Source organism: Rappaport israeli, assembly GCF_001888055.1.
GTDB classification, from domain to species: Bacteria; Pseudomonadota; Gammaproteobacteria; order Cardiobacteriales; family Cardiobacteriaceae; genus Rappaport; species Rappaport israeli.
In genome coordinates this window covers 13,064-34,624 of record NZ_LXHZ01000003.1, presented here as the reverse complement: position 1 = coordinate 34,624, position 21,561 = coordinate 13,064, and the positions used below count along the sequence as shown (strand labels likewise).

The 21,561-nt window shown below is 46.4% G+C and carries 21 protein-coding genes and 2 pseudogenes; 9 read left to right on the top strand and 14 right to left on the bottom strand.

Annotated features, from left to right (window positions below):
* The first annotated feature begins 64 nt into the window (after positions 1-64).
* Complete coding sequence (locus A5N84_RS00375) at positions 65-1,381, top strand: YihY/virulence factor BrkB family protein (RefSeq protein ID WP_072280837.1); 1,317 nt, start codon at positions 65-67, stop codon at positions 1,379-1,381.
* Positions 1,382-1,415: 34 nt separating this feature from the next.
* On the opposite strand, the gene A5N84_RS00370 is transcribed toward A5N84_RS00375, so the two are convergent.
* The 3 genes from A5N84_RS00370 to hemF are packed head-to-tail and all read right to left on the bottom strand — an operon-like array spanning position 1,416 to position 2,996.
* Positions 1,416-1,820, bottom strand: coding sequence for a motility associated factor glycosyltransferase family protein (locus A5N84_RS00370; RefSeq protein ID WP_143324759.1), 405 nt, complete (start codon positions 1,818-1,820; stop codon positions 1,416-1,418).
* On the bottom strand, positions 1,750-2,058 hold the full coding sequence (locus A5N84_RS00365) for a motility associated factor glycosyltransferase family protein (protein ID WP_158008598.1): 309 nt from the start codon (positions 2,056-2,058) through the stop codon (positions 1,750-1,752). The genes A5N84_RS00370 and A5N84_RS00365 overlap by 71 nt, the downstream gene beginning before the upstream one ends.
* Positions 2,059-2,063: 5 nt before the next feature.
* Positions 2,064-2,996, bottom strand: a complete 933-nt coding sequence (gene hemF, locus A5N84_RS00360; RefSeq protein WP_072280888.1) for an oxygen-dependent coproporphyrinogen oxidase — start codon at positions 2,994-2,996, stop codon at positions 2,064-2,066.
* An 88-nt stretch (positions 2,997-3,084) separates the two neighbouring features.
* Here hemF and A5N84_RS00355 point away from each other — a divergent pair, with 88 nt between their 5' ends.
* A complete protein-coding gene (locus tag A5N84_RS00355; RefSeq protein ID WP_072280834.1) occupies positions 3,085-4,317 on the top strand; it encodes a DUF819 family protein in 1,233 nt (410 codons plus the stop codon).
* Positions 4,318-4,459: 142 nt separating this feature from the next.
* Here A5N84_RS00355 and A5N84_RS00350 read toward each other — a convergent pair whose 3' ends face one another.
* The 5 genes from A5N84_RS00350 to ygfZ form a co-directional block, all read right to left on the bottom strand.
* Entirely contained in the window at positions 4,460-4,996 is a 537-nt protein-coding gene (locus tag A5N84_RS00350; RefSeq protein WP_158008597.1) for a DUF805 domain-containing protein, read from the bottom strand.
* 80 nt (positions 4,997-5,076) lie between these two features.
* Complete coding sequence (locus tag A5N84_RS00345; RefSeq protein WP_072280832.1) at positions 5,077-5,526, bottom strand: META domain-containing protein; 450 nt, start codon at positions 5,524-5,526, stop codon at positions 5,077-5,079.
* Positions 5,527-5,535: 9 nt separating this feature from the next.
* Complete coding sequence (locus A5N84_RS00340; RefSeq protein ID WP_072280831.1) at positions 5,536-6,384, bottom strand: YhcB family protein; 849 nt, start codon at positions 6,382-6,384, stop codon at positions 5,536-5,538.
* Between the two features lie 58 nt (positions 6,385-6,442).
* Complete coding sequence (locus A5N84_RS00335) at positions 6,443-7,852, bottom strand: nicotinate-nucleotide adenylyltransferase (RefSeq protein ID WP_072280830.1); 1,410 nt, start codon at positions 7,850-7,852, stop codon at positions 6,443-6,445.
* Complete coding sequence (ygfZ, locus tag A5N84_RS00330; protein WP_143324758.1) at positions 7,845-8,858, bottom strand: CAF17-like 4Fe-4S cluster assembly/insertion protein YgfZ; 1,014 nt, start codon at positions 8,856-8,858, stop codon at positions 7,845-7,847. Before ygfZ ends, A5N84_RS00335 begins: the two co-directional genes overlap by 8 nt.
* A gap of 309 nt (positions 8,859-9,167) precedes the next feature.
* Here ygfZ and sdhC point away from each other — a divergent pair, with 309 nt between their 5' ends.
* The 5 genes and pseudogenes from sdhC (at position 9,168) to A5N84_RS00300 (ending at position 13,981) form a co-directional block, all read left to right on the top strand.
* Complete coding sequence (gene sdhC / locus A5N84_RS00320; protein ID WP_072280828.1) at positions 9,168-9,557, top strand: succinate dehydrogenase, cytochrome b556 subunit; 390 nt, start codon at positions 9,168-9,170, stop codon at positions 9,555-9,557.
* Between the two features lie 10 nt (positions 9,558-9,567).
* Positions 9,568-9,948, top strand: a complete 381-nt coding sequence (gene sdhD, locus A5N84_RS00315) for a succinate dehydrogenase, hydrophobic membrane anchor protein (protein ID WP_072280827.1) — start codon at positions 9,568-9,570, stop codon at positions 9,946-9,948.
* Positions 9,949-9,963: 15 nt separating this feature from the next.
* Entirely contained in the window at positions 9,964-11,757 is a 1,794-nt protein-coding gene (gene sdhA / locus A5N84_RS00310; protein ID WP_072280826.1) for a succinate dehydrogenase flavoprotein subunit, read from the top strand.
* A 19-nt stretch (positions 11,758-11,776) separates the two neighbouring features.
* Positions 11,777-12,555 (top strand): annotated as a pseudogene (locus A5N84_RS00305) (succinate dehydrogenase iron-sulfur subunit).
* Between the two features lie 217 nt (positions 12,556-12,772).
* Positions 12,773-13,981: a J domain-containing protein gene (locus A5N84_RS00300; protein WP_072280825.1), complete on the top strand. Its 1,209-nt coding sequence runs from the start codon at positions 12,773-12,775 to the stop codon at positions 13,979-13,981.
* 100 nt (positions 13,982-14,081) lie between these two features.
* Here the strand turns inward: A5N84_RS00300 and xseA are convergent, their stop codons facing one another.
* The 5 genes from xseA to A5N84_RS00275 all read right to left on the bottom strand — a co-directional run bounded on the left by xseA (position 14,082) and on the right by A5N84_RS00275 (position 18,402).
* The gene (gene xseA / locus A5N84_RS00295; RefSeq protein ID WP_072280824.1) at positions 14,082-15,422 is read right to left on the bottom strand and encodes an exodeoxyribonuclease VII large subunit; all 1,341 of its coding nucleotides are present in this window, start codon (positions 15,420-15,422) and stop codon (positions 14,082-14,084) included.
* A 158-nt stretch (positions 15,423-15,580) separates the two neighbouring features.
* Entirely contained in the window at positions 15,581-16,402 is an 822-nt protein-coding gene (nagB, locus tag A5N84_RS00290; RefSeq protein WP_072280823.1) for a glucosamine-6-phosphate deaminase, read from the bottom strand.
* A gap of 23 nt (positions 16,403-16,425) precedes the next feature.
* On the bottom strand, positions 16,426-17,559 hold the full coding sequence (gene nagA, locus A5N84_RS00285) for an N-acetylglucosamine-6-phosphate deacetylase (protein WP_072280822.1): 1,134 nt from the start codon (positions 17,557-17,559) through the stop codon (positions 16,426-16,428).
* Positions 17,560-17,627: 68 nt separating this feature from the next.
* Positions 17,628-18,104 (bottom strand): DeoR/GlpR family DNA-binding transcription regulator, encoded by a 477-nt coding sequence (locus tag A5N84_RS00280; protein WP_078055485.1) that lies wholly within the window; start codon positions 18,102-18,104, stop codon positions 17,628-17,630.
* Between the two features lie 22 nt (positions 18,105-18,126).
* A complete protein-coding gene (locus A5N84_RS00275) occupies positions 18,127-18,402 on the bottom strand; it encodes an HTH domain-containing protein (RefSeq protein WP_143324757.1) in 276 nt (91 codons plus the stop codon).
* 198 nt (positions 18,403-18,600) lie between these two features.
* Between A5N84_RS00275 and A5N84_RS00270 the strand changes: the two genes are divergently transcribed.
* Together A5N84_RS00270 and A5N84_RS13130 are read left to right on the top strand one after the other, a co-directional pair.
* The gene (locus tag A5N84_RS00270; RefSeq protein ID WP_072280819.1) at positions 18,601-20,469 is read left to right on the top strand and encodes a fructose-specific PTS transporter subunit EIIC; all 1,869 of its coding nucleotides are present in this window, start codon (positions 18,601-18,603) and stop codon (positions 20,467-20,469) included.
* A 259-nt stretch (positions 20,470-20,728) separates the two neighbouring features.
* A pseudogene (locus tag A5N84_RS13130) lies at positions 20,729-21,000 on the top strand (ectoine synthase); the annotation flags it as partial.
* A 137-nt stretch (positions 21,001-21,137) separates the two neighbouring features.
* Here the strand turns inward: A5N84_RS13130 and rplQ are convergent.
* On the bottom strand, positions 21,138-21,527 hold the full coding sequence (rplQ, locus tag A5N84_RS00255) for a 50S ribosomal protein L17 (protein WP_072280818.1): 390 nt from the start codon (positions 21,525-21,527) through the stop codon (positions 21,138-21,140).
* Positions 21,528-21,561 lie beyond the last annotated feature (34 nt).

Here is a 21,561-nt window from a genome sequence, read left to right as displayed (position 1 = left end):
TATTAGCAATAAAAGCCCATCTGTTTAAGCTTGGCTTTTACATAGACAAACGAAGGAGCATTAAATGTCAATCAATCAATATTGGACAACACTTTGGCATAATCGTGGCGCAAAATCTTGGCGCTGGATAAAATTTTTCCCCTTTGCACTTATCCGCGCTTATCTCAAAGAGCGACTACCAGAAGATGCGCAAGCAATGGTTTACATCACCCTCTTAACGCTTGTTCCTCTGCTAGCGGTTGCCTTTGCTCTTTTGCGTGGTTTTGGCGTTGAGGGATTGATAGAGCCTTGGCTTAACGAACTACTCGCACCGATGGGTAGTGCTGGTGAACAAGTCACCTCTCATCTTATAGAATTTGTTGGACAAACAAGAGCGGGCGGACTAGGGATTGTCGGCATTGTTTTTTTATTTGTTTCTGTGATGAATCTTGCGCAAAAAATAGAAGACACCCTAAATCGCATTTGGAAAATAGAAGACAACCGCACCTTACAATCGCGCCTCACAGGTTACATCAGTGCCGTCTTACTGGCTCCACTAATTATTGGTGCAATCATGACCACCATGCTCAGCGTCAAAGATGCCGCATGGCTTAAACCCTTCTTACAATATCCTGGCATCAGCACCGTCTTTTCAATCCTTACCAGCGCCTTTCCCATATTGCTTGTCTTTATTGTTATTGCCTGCTCCTATGCATGGATTCCCAACCTAAAAGTCCGCTGGAGCGCCGCTTTTACTGGTTCGATATTCTTTTTAGTGCTTTGGTATCCCATCTCATTAATCTTTAGCGTATTTATTGCAGGCAGTAGCAATTATTCTGTTATTTATTCAAGTTTTGCCACCATCGTCATCTTATTATTTTGGCTCTATTTTTTATGGCTACTCTTTCTTATGGGCGCCAAAGTCGCCAGCCTCGTGCAAATGCCTTATAGCCTATCGCCAGAAAGCGAAGAGAATTGGTATGCCGACGAACAACTCCTCATTGGCTTTGCGGCAATGAATGAGATTGCGCGCGCCTTTGTCAATGCGAAAACCCCTCCATCTATTTTAGAACTCAGCAACGCCATTCACACCACCCCCAAAAAACTTAATCTCATTTTAAATCGCCTACAAAATGCCGACCTTGTAACCATGACCACCGACACTCCCCCGCGCTATATCCCCACAAAAGCCATCAAACACTACAACCTTCTAAGCATCTATCAAGTTCTCGCCACCCCCAAAAACCTACTCAACCTCAATCGCAACAACATCGATATCCTAGAGCACAAACTAAACGACGTTTTAGACATCCCCTTAAGCACATGGTTAGACGACAACCCCTTCAGCGACCACACCACCGACGAATACCACGCCAAAACCGAATCCCCTAAATCCAGCTAATCATACAACCCCCACTTGCGCTCTAGTTCCCATGCTAGAGCGCAGATATCTTTGGCGTAATCTTTGCATCAATCACCACCAAGCCATCGCCTAAGCGCCAACTGACTTGCGCCTGTGGTTTTGCCAATGCATTGCGCAAACTAAACGTCTCAAACGGGACAATCTCCGCCTCCTGTAGCCCCCATTGCAACCCCGAATAATTCACCCCTGATAAAGAAGATAATGCCAACACACTCACCAGCGCCCCCTGCTCCCCCTGCAAATGCGCACAATAACCACTTGGCAGATAAATCACATGATTATGCACCCCCCAAGCAACAGCAGGATATTGATACCTTGGCAACGACCAAAAATTCCCCAACGTATGGTCAAACTCCGCCCCAAGCGCCCCCCACCAACGACAACACCCCAGCGCGTGCGCCCCACAAATCGCGCACATAATCCAGCGCCAGCACCAAATCCGTCTCTGCTTTCATTGTTGGAAAGACCAACTGTTGCACCTGCTCATACTCACGCCTAAGCGCCTGAGAAGCGCTATCAAAATCCCCCAACCACACCTGTGGCACAACCGCCAAACGCCTCGCATGCGCCATCCCCCCATCAACAGCCACCACCTCATCCACGCGCGCATAATCCCCCATAGGACGCGCAAAATCTCCGCCCAATAACAACGTCATCCTCTTCATACCACCCCCCAATCACGAGGTTGCAAATATTCCTGCAACATCGCCTCCGAACTCCCTGCCTCAGGAATATAATCATATTCAAAGCGCACATTTGGCGGCAACGACATCAAAATCGACTCCACACGCCCCCCACTTTGCAGCCCAAAATGAGTACCGCGGTCATAGACCAAATTAAACTCCACATACCGCCCCCGCCGATACAACTGAAACTCCCGCTCCCTTGCCCCATACACACACCCCATCCGCTTCTTAACAATCGGTACATAACCCGTTAAAAACCCACGCGCCACCGCATTAGCCAACCCCCTACACTGAGCAAATGGCAACGCATTAAAATCATCAAAAAACAGCCCCCCAATCCCACGCGTCTCCTGTCGATGCGGTAAATAAAAATATTCATCACAAGCCTTTTTAAACTGCGCATACAACCCAACCCCAAAAGGCGCGCACACCGCCGCCGCCACCTCATGCCAAAACTGCCCATCCTCCTCAAACACATAAAACGGCGTCAAATCAAACCCACCGCCAAACCACCAATCCTGCACCCCTTGCGCATTTTTAACCACAAACAACCGCACATTCGCATGAGAAGTCGGCACATAAGGATTACGCGGATGAATAACCAAAGACAATCCCATCGCCTCAAAGCCACACCCTGCCAACTCAGGACGACGCACCGTCGCACTCGGTGGCAACGCCTGCCCTCGCACCACCGACACATTCACCCCCGCCTGCTCAAACACCGCCCCCTGCTTTAACACCATCGTCTGCCCATTGCCCACCAAACCACGCGCATTTTCAGGCTTTTGCCACACATCTACCAAAAACTCCTGCCCATCAATCTCCGTCAGAGCCTGTGTAATCTCCTGCTGATGCGCCCACAAATCGCGCTCAAATTGCCTTGCGCCCAATGCTACCGAATCCGCCATAACAACCTCCCAAAGCCAATAAAAAAAATCTAGCAAAAAAAAAATCGCCATAGTATCATAGCGCCTCCTAAAACAACCCACCCCAACTATGACCCCAATCATCACCACCCTCCCCCTCGCCTTCGGCGTCCTCATGGGCATCATCGGACTCATCTTCTACACCGCAGGACACCCCCACCCCTTCTGGCAACGCTTCTACGCCATCGTCCCAGCCATCGTCCTATGTTGCTTTATCCCAGCAGCACTAAACACCAGCGGACTCATCGCCAGCGACATCAGCCAAACCCTCTACCGCTTCTGCGCCACATGGCTACTCCCAGCCGCCCTCTTCCTCATGACCCTCTCAATGGACCTACCCCGCCTATTGAGCCTTGGTTGGAAAATCCTCATCCTCTTCTTTGCCGCCAGCCTCACCATTATCATCAGCGGGCCCCTCGTACTTTGGGCATACAAACAAATCAACCCCAGCCTCTTTGCTAACGACACCCTCTGGCAAGGATTTTCCACTGTTGCGGGCAGCTGGATAGGTGGCGCCGCCAACCAAGTTGCCATGAAAGAACTCTACAACGTCGACGACACCCTCTTTGGCACCATGATACTCGTTGACACCACCAACGCCTCCCTCTGGCTATTTGTCATCTTCCTCCTCGCCCGCCACGCCACACGCATCGACCGCTGGCTCAAAGCCGATACCACCAACCTCGACACCCTCATTGCCAACGTCGAACAAACCGCCCAACACCACAACCGCCCCAGCAGCCTACGTGACCTCATCCTCATTCTAAGCCTCACCTACTGCATCACAGGATTTGCCTCCCCCCTAAGCACCCACATCGCCAACACCTTCGCCACCACCAGCTGGGCAGCACAATACAGCTTTCATAGCCCCTTCTTCTGGCTCGTCCTCCTCACCACCTTGGCAGGCATCGCTCTCTCCTTCACCCGCGCCCGCCAACTCGACCACGTCGGCGCCTCCAAAATCGGCACCGTATTCATCTACCTCCTAATCGCCGCCATCGGACTACAAATTAACTTAAAAGGCATCACCGCCCATTTCAACCTCCTTCTCATCGGAACCGCATGGATTACCCTCCACGTCCTCCTCCTCCTTCTGCTCGCCCGCCTCCTGCGCGCTCCCATCTTCTTCCTTTGCGTCGCCTCCAACGCCAACACAGGTGGCGCCTCCTCCGCACCCATCGTCGCCACCGCCTTCCACCCCGCACTAGCACCCGTCGGCGTCCTTTTAGGCATCCTAGGCTACGCCATCGGCACCATCGGAGGCTACCTCAGCGCCCAACTCATGCGCCTACTGCTCACCTAACTCCCAAAAAACCCATAAAAAACCATAAAAAAACCCACCAAAACGGTGGGTATATCAATTTAAAAAATATCAAAATGCTTCAGCCTGTCATTGGTTTTTAACACCTAAAACACACCATCAAACTTAGCAATAGGCATTTTAATTATTCCGCCTCAACACCTTTCAATTTAGGGTCTTCCCCATACTGATTTTTCCCAACAGTCCCAGGAAGAAAACACAGCGCTAAAATAACTAATAAATGAACAAATGGAACCAATAATAAGAAAGCAAGTGCAGGATTGCTATTGATATCTCGAAAACGAGAAGCGGACATAAATATAACAACCAAAATCAAATATACAAAAACAATAATAGAAGACAAAAACATGCCCAAAAACATCTTATGATCATCTGATAATTTCTCCAGCCACCACTGTTCAAAATTCGTATTCAAACATGAAAAAAGAACTACTATTGGTACTCCGATAAAAAGAACATAATGCAATCTCATCATTCTCTCAGGGATAGATATTATTAACTTATTACTTAGAACAATAAACACCCCCCCTGAGAATAAAGCCCAAATAACAGATGCCCCACTTAAATGATCTAGAATATCTACAACCTTCAAAAACCCTACAACCTTCGAAAGAAAATCGCCAATAAAATATAAAACACCAAACTTCAGAAAACCCAGCATATTTTCATTAACTCCCAACTAAAAAATTTAGGCGATTATTCTTAACCGCCTAAACAACAGCCATTATTGAACACTCAACCCTAAAGCGCGCGATACTGTAACCGCACCCCATCCCCTACCAACACCAACTGCGCGCCTTTGCGTTGAATTTCCGCTACTTTTTCCATCGCCTGCAAATACTGATGTTCTAAATTCATCAACTCCACAGGGGCTGCCATCAATGTGCTAATCACTGGTCCAGTATGCTCAATTTTAGCCCCCTTCACCGTTACAGGAACGCGATAATTATTCACCGCCGACTGCCCAACCAAAGCTTGCTGTTCATAAAATGTCAGCGTAATGCGATTACCCGCCTCAAGAATAGACAAATCCAACGCCTTGCCAGCAAGCACTCCCGCCTCTAACACCCATTGATCTCCTGCATGGTCTTTAGCGCTCACACTTTCAAGCAAATCAGATGGCGCGCTACTGTGGCAAGCACTCATAACCACCGCCATCATTGCCAACCCTAAACCTTTTAAAACCCGCATTTTCCCTCCTCAGTTTGTTTTATCACTGTTATTGCGCAAATGTCTTTTCACAGAATCAATCGCACTTTCTTCCTCTACTGCCCCCAGCTTTATCGGTGCTTCTCCAGCTTTAGGCGTTGACTGAGCGCCACCAACATTAACCGCTTTATCAGTTTCTTTTTTAGACACAACCGAAGGCTCGACTTCCGCCTGTGTATTTTTGCCATTTATATGGTCAAATGAAAATCCTGCTTTTTCTGCTGCAATTTGTGCTGGCGTTTTCACTACTTCAGCGCTTTTTGCTTCGCCCGCCTCATTTGATACAGGCGTGTATTTTGTTGGTGTCGCCTGCATTGTTGGCGTTTCATTTGTAGAATCAGCTGTCTTATTCGCCTGTTTATCCGTCTCTTTTTGTGGCGCGGTAATTAGTACATCTCGTTCTTTTTTAAATATTTCTTTTTGTACGCCTTCTTGTGGTGTAGAAGGCTTAGTTAAAACTACTGATTTCTCATCCACCTGTTTAAGCGTGTTTTTATCCACCAAATACGCCAGCGTTACCGCCTTACCTTCGCGCTTTTTCAACTGCGCCTGCAATGCTTCTTTATCCATCAAATGTTGCGCCCCATCGCTTAAGTGCGCAAACACATCCTGATAACTTTTAGTCAGATTGTCCACCGCATCGGCAGTTTTCGCAAAATGCGCATTCACCTCATCACGGTATTGGTTATATTCTTTTTGTAGCGCCTCTTTTTCTTTTTGCAATGCCGATTGACTTTCAGAGGCGCTTTTTTGTTTAGTGCTACTGATTAGCCAAATCAACAACGCCCCCACGATAAACCCCACCACAGCTGCAATCATCATCTCAGTATTAAACTGCATTTTTTTCTCCCTTTGTAATATTGACCAATTAATCCAGAGTATAGCAAACTATTCTAAGCTAACGGCTGTTAAGACCAAACAATTTCCGCTCCTTAATCAACGCGGCAATTGGCTCTGGCACTTTCTCTTCCCATCCAGAAATATTTTGCTGAATCTCATTTAGCACATCACGCGAGAAAATATCAAATAGCTCTGAATTAGAATCATGAATCCCGCGGATAAAACCATTTTGCACCAAATGCTTATATAAATATTGCAAATGCTCAGGAATTTGAATATTTTCATAATTGACTTCCTGCCCATCTTTTCCTTTTTCAGGGTAGGCATAAATAATTGTATTATCAGGGAATAGCTTGCCAAATCCTTCTAAAATACCGCCTTCAACCCCACGATAAAAATCCTCATTAAAAATGCGTCGTAACGAATCCATCCCCAACACCATGCCAATATATTTTTTTGTAAACTGGCGAAAGTAAGCACGCAAACTAAAATAGCGCACATAATCAGAAATCAACACGTGATAGCCCAACGCACTTAATTGGTCGACCCGCTCAACAAAATCGTCCTCTTCAATATTTTCATTATTGCCCACCAACTGATTCATAGTAATTTCTGCTAAAAGCAGCGTATTTTCAGGCGTAATTCCAGATATTTGCATAAACTCCTTAAACCCCTGCTGCATCATATCGGCATTGATGAGAGTATAAGGCTTAAACGACCCCCGTGTAACCAATACATTTTTCTTATACAACAGCTCCGCAGGGACGCGTACCTTACCATTAGGGTTAAACATAATCGCGCGCGTTTTCCACGAACGAATCAAATGCAAATTTAGCGTCCGATTATCCAAATCCTCAAAATACGGACCAAAAAACTCAATACTATCAATCTCCACACGCCCCTCTTCCAACCCCTCTGTGAGCGAATCAATCAATTTACGCGGAGAATCAAATAAATAATACGCCCCATAAATCAAATTCACCCCCACCACCCCTAGCGCTTCCTGTTGTTGATTAGCATCTTTATCCAACATCCGCACATGAATCACAATATCGCTTGGCGGCGCCTCAGGATACAACTGCAAACGAATCCCACACCACGCATGGCATTCATGATCACGATTAAAACTTTTTGCCGCCACCGTTGCAGCATATGCAAAAAACGTCGACGTCTTGGGGCGACTATCGCGCACCCGTTCAATCACCAAACCAAACTCACGTTCTAGCATCACAAACAAACGCGAGCGACACACAAAACGCCCACTGGCGTCCTCCCCATAAATTGCATTAGAAAACTGCATATCATAAGCCGACATCGTTTTAGCAATCGTACCTGCAGCCGCCCCAGCACGAAAAAACTCTCTTGCCACCTCCTGCCCAGCACCAATTTCTACAATCGTGCCATATTTGCGCTCATCCAAATTAATCCGCAATGCTTTTTGTCGCGTCGTTATGCTTTTCTCATCCATTGTTATCCTCCTTTAATGCTGCAGCTTCATGATTTAATTCAAATATTATCTTATCTTCTTTATCTTTACGCCCAAGTTTCTTTCCCACAAATCGCTGTTGAATCACCGCCTGCACCCAAAATCCCTGCTCACCCTGCACCCAATCTAATACCACCGCCGCTTTTTGCTGTTCATAAAAAAGCGCCTCGCCCACCTGCAAATCCCTTATCCACATCTTATCCACAATCGCCCACCCCAAATGCTGCCGTACCTGAGATTTATAGTGCAACCGCGCCACCACCTCCTGCCCCACATAACACCCCTTATCAAACTCCACCGCCCCAATCGCCGTTAAACCCAACATCTGCGGCACAAACACATCACTCGTTGAAACATAAACCATCGCCATCCCCAGCCCAATACAAAGCGCACGCAACTCCTGCCAATCCTGAGTTGCACCCTGCTCATCAAACCCACACCACACCACCGCCCCATTAGGAAACGTCAAGCACAGCCCCCCTGCCTCATCTTCTACCACTGGCAAAGCAAACTCTAACGCCTTTTCTCCCCCCAAATTTAATACCCGCATAGACAACGCCACCACCTCCAAGCTCACCCGACTGCGCAAAATAAACTTTTTCAAACGCGCCTGCACAGCCTCCAGCAACACATTTGGCATCAGCAAATAAAATCCTTGCACCCCATCACGTTGCCATGGCACAACCCACATCACCGCTAAAACCTTCCCCGAAGGCGCACAATAGCCCGCCACCTTCCACTGCTGTTGCAAACGCCCCACATTAATAGTCAACTGCCCATTTAAAAACACCACCGCCTCTTCACCGCTCACCCACAACGCCCCCAACCCTGCACCTGCTCCTCTTCTCGCATATTCCCCCCATTGAACCCCTATTAAAAATCGCGCTATTATAGCAACTAACCCCCCATAAAGAGGATAGCAAACATGAGTCAACCAACCCCTCCCAAAAACCAAACACCCCGACCAAACCCCCACCGACCCAAGCACCCAAAAAGCCCAAACCGATGAAATTGGCGGTCCAAAAGGACTTGAGCTACTCGCTATGGGGATTGGGAACGCAAAGGACGTTGTGTTGATTTTTAATCACCCTTAGCCAACCCACAAAATTAAGAATAATTCTCATTAAGTCTTTAAAAGCACTACAAAATAATCCACTTTCCCACACATATTGGCGAGATTTTTATCGCCAATTTTTGTTATACTTATTAACTCAACGTTGGCATTGCACTCACAATAGCAACCGCCAACGCACCACCTAGCAAATATTTATTAATCAAAAAAAGAGGCAATCAAATCATGCAAACTGATAATCGACCGTTATCCCCCCATCTACAAGTCTATCGCATGACCGACTTCACCTCCCTCATGTCCATTTTGCACCGCATCACTGGCGTATGCACCTTAATAAGCTTATTTATACTCACGGGCTGGTTAATGATGGCAGCAGGTGGCGTTGACAGCTACGCAAGCGCCAATCATTTCCTTGCCAATCCGTTTATTGTTTTAGTGATGTTTATGGGTAGCGGTGCATTGATTTATCACTTTTGCAACGGCATCCGCCATTTACTGTGGGATTTTGGCTACAACCTAGAACTGCATCAAGCCAGAAAAAGCGGACGCATCGTTGCCATCAGCGCCATTAGCGTCAACCTAATTTTTTGGATTATCCTATCTTTTTCCCTATAGAGAACATCGCATGAGCATTTTTAAATCCCTAAAAAAAGTTAAAGGACTTGGTTCTGCGGGCAACGGCACAGGACATTTCATTTATCAACGCGCCAGCGCCCTCACCCTCATTCCTCTCGCCCTATATTTTCTATATGCCCTATTTCGCCTCGCCACAGCGCATCATCTTGGCGAAGTACATAGCTTTTTTGCCAACCCATTTAACAGCGCCTTAGCGCTCGCCTTTGTGCTAGCAGGTTTTTATCATGGCGCACTGGGCGCACAAGTTGTCATAGAAGACTATGTCCATTGTGAAAAAACCAAATGGCTCTCCATCATTGCCATTAATAATGCTTGTTTTATCGGCGCTATTATCGCCAGCATCTCCATTTTGCGCCTCGCGCTAATTTAACCCTTGAGAATAATCATGAGCAAAAACTACAAAATTCATCATCATAGCTACGACGTTATCGTCGTTGGTGCAGGTGGCGCTGGTCTACGCGCAACCTTTGGCATGGCATTAGAAGGACTCAAAACCGCCTGTGTAACCAAAGTATTCCCCACGCGCTCCCACACCGTCGCCGCTCAAGGTGGCATTGCAGGCGCACTTGCTAATATGGATGAAGACAAATGGCAATGGCATTTTTATGATACCGTCAAAGGTTCTGACTGGCTTGGCGACCAAGACGCCATCGCCTACATGTGCCGAGAAGCCATTCCTGCTATCATCGAACTCGAACACTACGGCATGCCCTTCTCGCGCACCGAAGAAGGCAAAATTTATCAGCGCCCCTTTGGCGGTATGACCAAAGAATTTGGCGAAGGCGGACAAGCCAAACGCACCTGCGCCGCTGCCGACCGCACAGGACACGCCATGTTGCACACCCTCTATCAACAAGCCCTGCGCCATCGTGCTGAATTTTTCATTGAATATTTCGCAACAGACCTCCTGATGGGGGAAGAGGGTGATTGTCGCGGGGTAATGGCGCTTGATTTAGCCAGCGGTGAACTGCATATTTTTAACGCACAAATCGTTGTTTTGGCAACAGGCGGTTATGGGCGCGCGTGGCAATCCTGCACCTCCGCCCATACCTGTACAGGCGATGGCAACGGTATGATGTTACGCGCAGGACTTGCCTTGCAAGATATGGAATTTACTCAATTCCACCCCACAGGCATTTACGGCTCAGGATGTCTAATTACCGAAGGCAGCCGCGGTGAGGGTGGTTATCTCACCAACAACGAAGGTGAGCGCTTCATGGAACGCTACGCCCCTAGCGCCAAAGACCTCGCCTCACGCGACGTCGTCTCACGCTCCATGTCCATAGAAATCCGCGAAGGACGCGGCGTTGGCAGCAAAAATGACCATATCCATCTACATTTAGAACATCTTGGCAGCGACGTTATTAACCAGCGCCTCCCAGGGATTGCCGAAACCGCCAAAATCTTTTCTGGTGTCGACGTAACCAAAGAGCCCATCCCCGTTATCCCCACCGTACACTACAATATGGGCGGTATTCCAACCAATTATCATGGCGAAGTGGTACAACTTAAAGAGGGCAATCCCGATGCTGTTGTTCCAGGATTAATGGCGATTGGGGAAGCGGCTTGCGTCTCGGTACATGGTGCAAATCGACTTGGTTCAAATTCCCTTCTTGACCTTGTCGTCTTTGGGCGTGCCGCTGCTCATCGCGCGCGTAAAATCATCCAGCCCAACTCTAAACCAGCCCCTATTCCACAAGCAGCCATTGAACAAGCACTAGAACGCTTCGCCCGCATTCATCACGCTCAAGGCAACCTCTCAACCGCGGAAATTCGCGATAATATGCAACGCACCATGCAAAATCATGCTGCCGTTTTTCGTACCGCTGACAGCCTAAAAGAAGGCGTTAACAAACTTTCTGATATCTATCAAAGTTATGAACGTGTGCGCGTAAGCGATAAAAGCCTAAATTGGAACAGCGACCTCGTGGAAACCTTCGAACTAGCCAACCTACTAGCCTGCGCACAAGTCTCCATCACCGCCGCTGAAAATCGCCAAGAAAGCCGTGGCGCACATGCCCACGAAGATTATCCCGAACGCGATGACAAGCAGTGGATGAAACACACCCTAACTTGGCTTGATGAACAAGGCAATGTCCGCATTGACTACCGCCCTGTTCATGACTACACCGGCACAGACGAAGTCGAATACGTCAAACCCAAAAAACGCGTTTATTAAAAAATCCAAGGAGCAACCCATGGCCGAATTTTCTCTCCCCAAAAACTCCACCATCACCAAAGGCAAACATTATCCAGCCCCAGAAGGCGCCACCAATGTCAAAACCTTTAAAATCTATCGCTGGAACCCAGGTGATAATGCCAACCCTCGCACCGATACCTTCGAAATCGATTTGGACGACTGTGGCCCCATGGTGCTGGATGCGCTGCTAAAAATTAAAAATGAAATCGACAGCACACTCACCTTGCGCCGCTCTTGTCGTGAAGGCATTTGCGGCTCTTGCGCAATGAATATTGACGGACGCAATACCCTCGCCTGCACAAAAGCTATTGATGATATTAAAGAAGACGTCAACATCTACCCACTTCCGCATATGCGCGTCGTCAAAGACCTTGTGCCAGATTTGACCCATTTTTACGCCCAACATGCCTCCATTGAACCATGGTTACAAACCCAAACCCCTGCGCCCGAACGTGAGCGCCTGCAAAGCGAAGCCGAGCGCGCCAAGCTTGATGGATTATATGAATGCATCCTCTGCGCCTGTTGCTCCACTTCTTGCCCTAGTTATTGGTGGAATGGTGAGCGCTATTTAGGGCCAGCCATCTTATTGCAAGCTCACCGCTGGCTACAAGACAGTCGCGATGAATCGACCGCTAAACGCCTAGATTTTTTAGAAGACAGCTTCAAACTCTACCGCTGCCATACCATTATGAACTGCACCAACACTTGCCCCAAAGGCTTAATCCAGCAAAAGCCATTGCTGAAATTAAAGCCAAACTCGTCGAACGCCAACTCTAATCTCCACTAGGCGCAAGACTTTCCTTGCGCCTGCCTCTCCAACAAGATAAAGCATGAATCTTTGTTCTCTTGTAAGCCTCAACATCTATCCTACAACTCTCTATCAAGCCAAAATAAAATATTGCTTGCTTTGTCATAGAGAGATTGTAAGATATCGCATTAATTTTAAACAAATTTATCGTGCATTATCAGTCATCAAAATAAGGTAGAAGACGATATGGCTAATACAAAAAACTACTATGAAATCTTAGGCATTGAACCAGATTCAGATTCTGAAACCGTTAGAATTGCTGTAGCTATTTTGCGCTGTAAAGATCAAAGCGGTAGCTTTAACATTACCCTAAATAATATTGAATCCACCTTAAGCGATGAAAAAAAACGCCAAGACTACGACAAATTTTTGATTAAAAATGGCAAAATCTCGCCAAAACAATCCCAGTTCTTCACAGATTATCAAGATACTGTCAACAAACATAACGATGTTTCAACAACGCCTACAAAACTCAATAATATTAGCTCAGATGAACGTTATGATACTATTGCCGCACAAGAAGAAGACTACATCATTTCTATGCAAATTAGCGATGCCTTGGCAGAATTGCCAGATAGAGCAGATTGTCAAGAAGCTCCCCATGAATGTACCGAGCAAATCAAACTAGATGATTTTTTTAATTCCGAAGTAAACGCCAAAGCCCCCGAAGCTAAAAAAACCGCCATTGATGCAAAACAATTGGATTCTCTTGATAGCTTTATAACGCCTAAAGACATAGCAGATTCTCCGACTAAAAAACCCTCTTCACCTGCCCCCCCGCGCAATAATTCTAACCCCATTGCTAATCAAACTGGCTTTGTCGATTTAGGGGGTACTAGCGCATCAGAGAATGCACACAGCGCTGAACAGCTTCAGGTCGTAGCACCTAAAGCCAATCACAAGATAAAGCAAGTGCAGAGCAAAAATGGTAAATCTAAAAATCATAGTTCACCTTGCATTGAGCCCGTTTGCTTTAATACTTTTACTGTGCAAAAACTGATAATGATATTGGCGCTATTAGGATTATTTTCAGGCATTGCGTGGGGTGGTTATGTGGGCTATGACCACTGGCGCACCCTGCAACAATCTAAAAAAGCAGTAGAAGATTTACGCTTAGCGACTAAAGATGTGGAGCAATATATTCGTGAATATAAGATATTTCCCAAAACATTAACCTCAAATTTTAACGCCAAAGCTTCTTATTATGACCTCAATATTATTGACAATCCCGATGAACGCGCCATTACCCTTATGTTTAACGACCACGCCATGAAAGCTCTGAAAAGCACTCAATTGCGCATGAAAGCGGTTAGTATTCCTAATATTGGTTTAGATTGGCAGTGCTCACCTGATAATAATTTCCCGCTCAATTATCTTCCCGAAAGTTGTTTCTAGTATAAAAAATATAAAAAATGCCTGAGAAAAAATTCAGACATTTTTTATTTATTCTCAACTCGGCTAAGCCACCCATTTAATCCACATCTTTAAAACATTTTTATTTTAAGCGCCTACGCACCTCACAGACTAACCGCCCCTTCGCTAAGCGCACAGTTACACGCTCTCCAGTCTGTACAGCATGCGCCTGACTGACCACCTCATGTTGTGCGTTTTGTACCACCGCAAAACCACGCTCTAAAATATTGAGAGGGCTTAAATGGTGCAATGCCTGCATAGAATGTTGTAGCAATTGTTGCGCTTGCATCATCCGTTGTTGTTGCAAGCGCAACAATGAGGCATGCAAATTAAATATATTGCGCTGCGCTGCTTGCAAACGCCGTTGCAATAATTCCAACGACAAACGCTCAGCCCATGGGGTTAATTGTCCCCGTGCTAATTTGACCGATCGCTCTATGACCTGTTGCAAGCGCAATCCCAACTCATCTGCGCGTTGCGCCTGCCGCTCTAAAAGCCGCTGTGGATTTTGCGCTAGTAAACGCTGCTGCCAATGCGCCAATATCTGCTGATGCCCTGTTAATGCATAATGCATCTGTTGCTGTAACTTAAGTTGGCATGACTTTAGCGCCTCAATATCTTCAGACACATTCGCGCAACTCAGTTCAGCAGCTGCCGTTGGCGTTGGCGCACGTAAGTCAGCGGCAAAATCTGCTAAGGTTACATCCACCTCATGCCCTACCCCGCTAACAATCGGAATCTCACTGGCAACAATTGCACGCACTAGCGCCTCATCATTATACGCCCATAAATCCTCAAGAGACCCACCGCCACGAATCAGCAACAACACCTCGCATTCTTTACGTCGATTTGCTGTCTTAATTTGCGCTATCAACTGCGCTGGCGCTAATTCCCCCTGCACCAAAGACGGATAAACCACCACCGACACCAAAGGATTACGCCGTGCAAGCGTTGTTAACGCATCATGCAACGCCGCACCACTGGCAGAAGTAATCAACCCAATGCTCTTAGGACGCACAGGCAAGGGTCGTTTACGCGCTTGGGCAAATAATCCTTCTTTTTGCAAGGCATCGCGTCGTGTAATAAACGCCTGCTCCAACGCCCCAATCCCCGCCAGCGCCATCTGATCTACAATCAGCTGATAATTACCGCGTGGTTCATACAAACTCACTCGCGCATGTACCCTTACCGCCAGCCCATTCGCCACCTCCAAGACAGGCAACTGCAGTTTATGTTGACTCCCACGAAACAACGCACAACTCACCTGTGCCTCATCATCCTTCAGGGAAAAATACAAATGCCCCGATGAAGGACGCATTAAATTAGAAATCTCCCCCTCTACCCAAATATCCTTAAAATCCGCCTCCAACGCCTGCCGTACACTACGATTTAACGTTGAAACACTGTATGTTTTGCCCGCCATTGCCCCACCTCAACTGATGAAAAACGCATTATCATTATTTTTCTCTCTACCAGCAAAAAATTCATCCTTAGCGCATTAGAATATTGCTTATAAAAAATATTCCCCGCAACAAAAAGCGCCTTAATGGCGCTTAATACTTTGACCCTATAAAAGCCTCTTTAATCCTCGCTATAGCACAATAAATCCTCGCGCAACTGCGGATTAATCTGCCCTTCAGTACTAGCAAAATAACGCAACGTCTTAAACTTCAGCTCTCCAGCCGCCGCCTCATCGCATACTAAAATAAACCGTTCATGGCATTGAAAACGTGTAATCGGCCATAAAGCATTTACCGCACCCTCCACCGCTTGCTCTACCGCCAGCGCCTTTGCTAACCCCTTGGCTAAAATTAATACCTCTCTTGCTTGCATAATCGTTTCAATGCCCACCGTAAGCGCATACTTAGGCACTTCCTCCATAGAATCGAAAAAACGTGCATTATCCGCCAACGTTTGCCGCGTCAACGTCTTTACGCGCGTTCTTGAACCAAGCGACGAACCCGCTTCATTAAACGCCACATGCCCATCACTGCCCACCCCACCAAAGAATAACTGCACACCGCCTAAATCCGCAATTAACTGCTCATAACGCTTCGCCTCAGCCTCCACATCTTCTGCCAATCCATCTGGAATATGCGTATTTTCGGGCAAAATATCCACCCACTTAAAAAAATTCTCCTGCATAAAATAACGATAGCTCTGAGGATGCTCCGCGCCAAGCCCCAAATATTCATCCATATTAATCGTAACCACATATTTAAAACTCACCCGCCCCTGCCGATATGCCTCAATTAACCGCTGATACACCGCCAAAGGCGTTCCCCCTGTGGGCAATCCCAACACAAAAGGACGCTCTGCACTTGGTGCAAACGCATTAATCTTCCCCACAATATATTCACACACCCACTCATCAGCGCCCCGTTTTAATGCCAAAAAACGCATCTTATCCTCCTAATCCAACTAATCTAATCCAATTCAACCCAAGGCAACGCCTGCAATGACAGCGCCTCATCTAAATATAAAATATCAGCCAATCGTCGTCCTGTAATTCGCGCCAAATCCGCCCGTCCGATATAACGCGCTGGCGTAGTAATCGCCATCGTCAGCGCATCTGCCACCCCCACTTGCATCAAATCACGCGCATTTTTCACACTCCGCTCCATTGTAATATGCGCCCCAGCCAAAGACCCCTCCTCATTGACCAAGCGGTCTCCTTGCACAAACACCCGCTGCCCCGTTAATTCAAACGACTCAATCCCCTTAGCCCCAATTGTATGCATGCTATCGGTTACCAACGACAAATAATCCTTCCCTAATAATTTAAACGCCACCTGCAACGCCGCCGCTTCACTATGCACCCCATCTACAATAATTCCGCAATTGAGCCCCAAGCGCACCGCCGCCGCCAATACCCCAGACGACCGTCCTGCAAAAGCAGGCATTGCATTATATAAATGCGTAACCCCACCCAGCCCCTCATGAAACGCTGCCAACATTGCCCGCTCATCCGCTAACGTATGCCCTGCATTCACCCGAAAACCCAAGCTCACCAAATGCGCCACAAACCCCTCTGGAACCTTTTCAGGCGCCAGCGTAACCAAACTATTGCCCAAATCCCGCCGAGCAAACATCTGCCAATCCACCGCCTCAGGCATCCGAATAAAATCCGCACGATGCGTCCCCTTTTTCTCCACATTAATAAATGGGCCTTCAAAATGCCCCCCAATTAATCCCACCGTCTGCGCCTCAATCCCTTGCGCCACCGCCGCCATTGCCAAAGCTAATTGCTCCGCCGAATCCGTAATAAAAGTCGGCAACATGGCGACTGTGCCAAATTGGCGATGCGCCGCCAAAATCGCCTCAATCCCTGCAAGCGTTGGATGCTCATTAAATAACACCCCACCCCCACCATTAGCCTGCAACTCCACATAACCGGGCGTTAAAATTCCTCCCGACAAGCGCACCACCTGCGCATTCTTATCCACCAACTCATCAGGCACGAGCGCCAACGTCCGCCCATCTTCCACCGCCAAACTATACCCTTTTAGCAACACCCGTCCGTTAAAAATCTGCGCCTGCTGATAATAAACTACCGCCATAACTCCCCCTAAATCCTCTCATTACAAGCTTTATTTATGTTTAATTGCCTATCTCAGTAATTTTATTTTTAACAATCCACCTCAAATAATTTGATATTTTTATTTAAAAACAATTCTTTAAATTCATCACTCACCCCCTGCTGTGTAATGATGGCAGTGATACGTTCAAAGCCCATAATGCTGGCCAAAGCACGTTGATAAAATTTAGATAAATCCGCCAAAATGTATACCTCATCCGCTTGTTCTGCCATTAAGCGCGTAAGTTGCGCGTTAGCGGTATTGGTGGTAGTTAATCCTGCGCGCAAATCAATGCCATCTGTGCCAATAAAGGCTTTAGTAAAATGGCAGTTGCTTAAGGTGTCATGCGCTAAACTGCCTTCAAATATGCCATTGTCTATATTGAGTTTGCCACCAATAACATGCACTTGCATGTGCTGGTAAGTACTCAGCGCATTTAAGGCAGGCAAACTATCAACCATGACTTGTATGGATACATCAGGCAACGCTTTAACAAATTCTAAAACCGTTGTCCCTGAATCAATAATGAGCGAATCTTTTGCTCATCAATTAAATGCGCAGCCGCGAAACGTCCAATGGCTGTTTTGCAGCTTGATGGCTAATCGGTAAAAATGAATTGAAGGCATGATGTGGGTTGGCTTGCGCCTTAAAAACACCTCCGCTTTCTTTATGCACAACACCTTGTGCTTGCAATACTTTTAAATCACGATAAATCGTCATGATAGAGACACCCAGTTGCTCAGCAAGTTGTGCCGGTGTGTAGATTGCGCCGTTTGTAAGTTGTTTGAGAAGTTGTTGACGACGTTGTATTGCAGAAGATTTCATAAATATATGTTTAAAAATGTTAGTAATCACTAAATTTAGCGCTAAATTATACTTGAAGCCGCCAAATTAAACCATGATATTAACAAGATATTTCTTATATCATCATATTTTTAATATTTTTCATCATGAAAATTATCTTATCTATAAGATAACAAAACATTTATAATTTGCAGAAGAGTACTAAGAAGGAGAATAGAGATGCAATTAACCCCTCAACTGATTCGCTTAAATGCGCGCGCCAACTCTAAACAAGAAGCGATTGCACAAGTCGCTCAACTATTGGCAAATAATGGAAAAACAACCCCTGCCTATGAACAAAGTATGCTGGCGCGTGAAGCGCAAGAAAATACTTATTTAGGCAATGGAGTGGCTATTCCGCATGGTATCCCTGAAAACCGCCATTTTATTCATGAAACGGCCATTGCAATTGTGCAATTTCCTCAAGGGGTGGACTGGGAGGACGGTGAGTTGGCGTATTTAGTGGTGGGGATTGCGGCGAAAGATAATGAGCATCTGGGAATTTTAAAACGTTTGAGCACGGTGGTCAGTGAAGAGAAAACAGCCAAACGATTGGCTCAGACTGATGATATTCAAGATATTTTGTCGACGCTATCAGCAGTGGCAACCTCAGCAGATGCCTACAGTGCGCATCGTGAAGATAATTCATCATCTCACAAGACGCAAAAAGATTTAATCATAGGCGTTACGGCTTGCCCAACAGGGGTGGCGCATACTTATATGGCTCAGGAAGCGCTAGAGAAAGGCGCTGAAGCCTTGGGATATGCGGTAAAAATTGAAACTCAAGGCAGTGTCGGCGCTAGAAATGTATTGCATGATGAAGAGATTGCACAGGCGGCAGTGGTGATTATTGCGGCGGATACCAATGTAGACGCTCAGCGCTTTGCAGGTAAAAAATTGTATCGCACAACAACAAAAGCCGCTATTGCCAATGCGCAGGCGGTCATTGAAAAAGCTTTTGCAGAAGGTACGCCACACCAAGCGGAGCACTCAACATCTACTAGCGCAAATAAGCAAAAAACAGGGGTCTATAAGCATTTAATGACGGGCGTCTCTCATATGCTACCGTTTGTAGTAGCAGGTGGTTTATTAATCGCTTTGGGCTTTGCACTGGGGTCATTTTTATTAGGCGCCGAAGGCATTCATATTTATAAAGAGGAATACCGCCAAACTCTAGCGGCTACCTTATTTTGGATTGGGAAAGATGCGTTTGCGCTATTTGTGCCTATCTTAGGCGCTTATATTGGTTATTCAATCGCTGGCAGAACAGCGCTTGCCCCTGCAATGGTGGGCGCATATATCGCTGCAAATACGGGCGCGGGATTTCTAGGCGCAATTCTAGCAGGCTTTATTGCAGGTTATTGGGTGGCATGGTTGTCTAAAATCATCAAACTGCCCAAAGAGCTAGAAAGTCTTAAACCAATGATTATTCTTCCATTATTGGGCACAACGGTGGTTGGATTGCTAATGTATTATTTAATTGGTGAACCCATTGCCTTTATTCAATCTGGCTTAGAAGATTGGTTAAAAAACATGCAAGGCACTAATGCCCTATTACTCGGCGCTATCTTAGGCGCAATGATGGCCATTGATATGGGTGGCCCAATCAATAAAGCCGCCTATTTATTCTCCACAGCACTCATTGCTTCAGATGTATTTGCCCCAATGGCAGCGACAATGGCAGCAGGAATGACGCCACCACTTGCCATCGCCCTTGCTACGCTCCTAGTGCACAATCGCTTTAGTGAGGAAGAGCGCCAAGCAGGCAAAGCAACAGGAATTTTAGGCTTGAGCTTTATTACTGAGGGCGCCATTCCATTTGCCGCCAAAGACCCATTACGCGTCATTCCTGCACTCATGATAGGCTCAGCACTAGCTGGTGCATTAAGTATGTGGTTTGAATGCGGATTGCGCGCACCGCATGGGGGTATTTTCGTATTATTTATTCCTAACGCTGTCATCAATCTAGGAGGATACGCGCTCGCTATTGCCCTAGGAACAGGCGCTAGCACACTGGCTCTGGCTTTATTTAAAAAACCAGTCGCCTAACGCTTACAACGCCACCAGCTGATGCTGGTGGCATCATTGATAATTTCTCGCCACTGCATTGCGCAACAGACAAGATTATATTAATGTTTACTGATATTAACCCGAGGTTAATATTATAGATAACATTGAATTATAAGAGTGAACATGTTTGTACGCAGTTTAAAAGACGTGGAAAATATAGTCGGAGAAGTGAAAAAGTAGTACAAGGCGGCGAGCCGCAGACAGTACAGATAGTACGGCAAGGCGAGCCAACGCCGTAATACTTTTTCAATTCTTCGACTATAGCGAATACTTTGTGAACTGGGGGAATGACACCAGCCATCGCTTACTCACCCAAGCCGATGGTATGGGATTTACCGTGTGCCATAGTTCGTCTATCGCGCGACTGAGTCCCTGCTAGAGTATAAAAACCACTTAGAAGCCTGTTATTGCATTGCAGGCAGTGGTGAAGTTGAAGATATGCAAGGCAATATCTATCCCATCAACGTCGGCGATATTTATGTATTAAATGAACACGATAAACACTACCTACCTGCGCGCCTCTAAAGAATCAGCATCTACATAAAATAATAAAAAGCTTTAAAAACCCATCATAATAAAAAGGCTAACTTTGTCAAAAAGTTAGCCTTTTATATTTAGAATTACACCAAATGTATTAAAACATCTGCTTATGCCTCACTATCTGTTTCCTCTGGCAACGGACGGTCAACCAATTCAACATATGCCATAGGGGCTTGGTCACCAGGGCGGAATCCGCATTTCAAAATCCGAACATAGCCACCAGGACGCTCTTTATAACGTGGTGCAAGCTCAGCAAACAACTTCTGCACCGCAGCACGGTCACGCAAACGCGAAAAGGCAATACGACGACCAGCAACATCGTCATGATTTTTAGCATGCGTAATCATTGGCTCAATCACGCGACGTAAATCCTTTGCCTTAGGCAAAGTTGTTTTAATCAGCTCATGTTCAATTAAAGAAACCGACATATTCTGAAACATCGCCTTACGATGAGCGCTAGTCCGGTTAAATTTACGACCGGCAAGTTTATGTCTCATTTTAATACTCCTAAATTTTTCTCAGCTACAAATT

Bases quoted from the DNA above. Each gene is read 5' to 3' on its own strand.
- A5N84_RS00370 (WP_143324759.1), bottom strand. From the start codon at position 1,820: ATGTGCGCGATTTGTGGGGCGCACGCGCTGGGGTGTTGTCGTTGGTGG.
- A5N84_RS00345 (WP_072280832.1), bottom strand. From the start codon at position 5,526: ATGCGGGTTTTAAAAGGTTTAGGGTTGGCAATGATGGCGGTGGTTATG.
- hemF (WP_072280888.1), bottom strand. From the start codon at position 2,996: ATGGCGGATTCGGTAGCATTGGGCGCAAGGCAATTTGAGCGCGATTTG.
- A5N84_RS00335 (WP_072280830.1), bottom strand. From the start codon at position 7,852: ATGGATGAGAAAAGCATAACGACGCGACAAAAAGCATTGCGGATTAAT.
- nagB (WP_072280823.1), bottom strand. From the start codon at position 16,402: ATGCGTTTTTTGGCATTAAAACGGGGCGCTGATGAGTGGGTGTGTGAA.
- sdhA (WP_072280826.1), top strand. From the start codon at position 9,964: ATGAGCAAAAACTACAAAATTCATCATCATAGCTACGACGTTATCGTC.
- A5N84_RS00375 (WP_072280837.1), top strand. From the start codon at position 65: ATGTCAATCAATCAATATTGGACAACACTTTGGCATAATCGTGGCGCA.
- A5N84_RS00300 (WP_072280825.1), top strand. From the start codon at position 12,773: ATGGCTAATACAAAAAACTACTATGAAATCTTAGGCATTGAACCAGAT.
- A5N84_RS00350 (WP_158008597.1), bottom strand. From the start codon at position 4,996: ATGCTGGGTTTTCTGAAGTTTGGTGTTTTATATTTTATTGGCGATTTT.
- A5N84_RS00355 (WP_072280834.1), top strand. From the start codon at position 3,085: ATGACCCCAATCATCACCACCCTCCCCCTCGCCTTCGGCGTCCTCATG.
- nagA (WP_072280822.1), bottom strand. From the start codon at position 17,559: ATGGCGGTAGTTTATTATCAGCAGGCGCAGATTTTTAACGGACGGGTG.
- rplQ (WP_072280818.1), bottom strand. From the start codon at position 21,527: ATGAGACATAAACTTGCCGGTCGTAAATTTAACCGGACTAGCGCTCAT.
- A5N84_RS00275 (WP_143324757.1), bottom strand. From the start codon at position 18,402: ATGAAATCTTCTGCAATACAACGTCGTCAACAACTTCTCAAACAACTT.
- xseA (WP_072280824.1), bottom strand. From the start codon at position 15,422: ATGGCGGGCAAAACATACAGTGTTTCAACGTTAAATCGTAGTGTACGG.
- sdhC (WP_072280828.1), top strand. From the start codon at position 9,168: ATGCAAACTGATAATCGACCGTTATCCCCCCATCTACAAGTCTATCGC.
- sdhD (WP_072280827.1), top strand. From the start codon at position 9,568: ATGAGCATTTTTAAATCCCTAAAAAAAGTTAAAGGACTTGGTTCTGCG.
- A5N84_RS00365 (WP_158008598.1), bottom strand. From the start codon at position 2,058: ATGACGTTGTTATTGGGCGGAGATTTTGCGCGTCCTATGGGGGATTAT.
- A5N84_RS00340 (WP_072280831.1), bottom strand. From the start codon at position 6,384: ATGCAGTTTAATACTGAGATGATGATTGCAGCTGTGGTGGGGTTTATC.
- A5N84_RS00270 (WP_072280819.1), top strand. From the start codon at position 18,601: ATGCAATTAACCCCTCAACTGATTCGCTTAAATGCGCGCGCCAACTCT.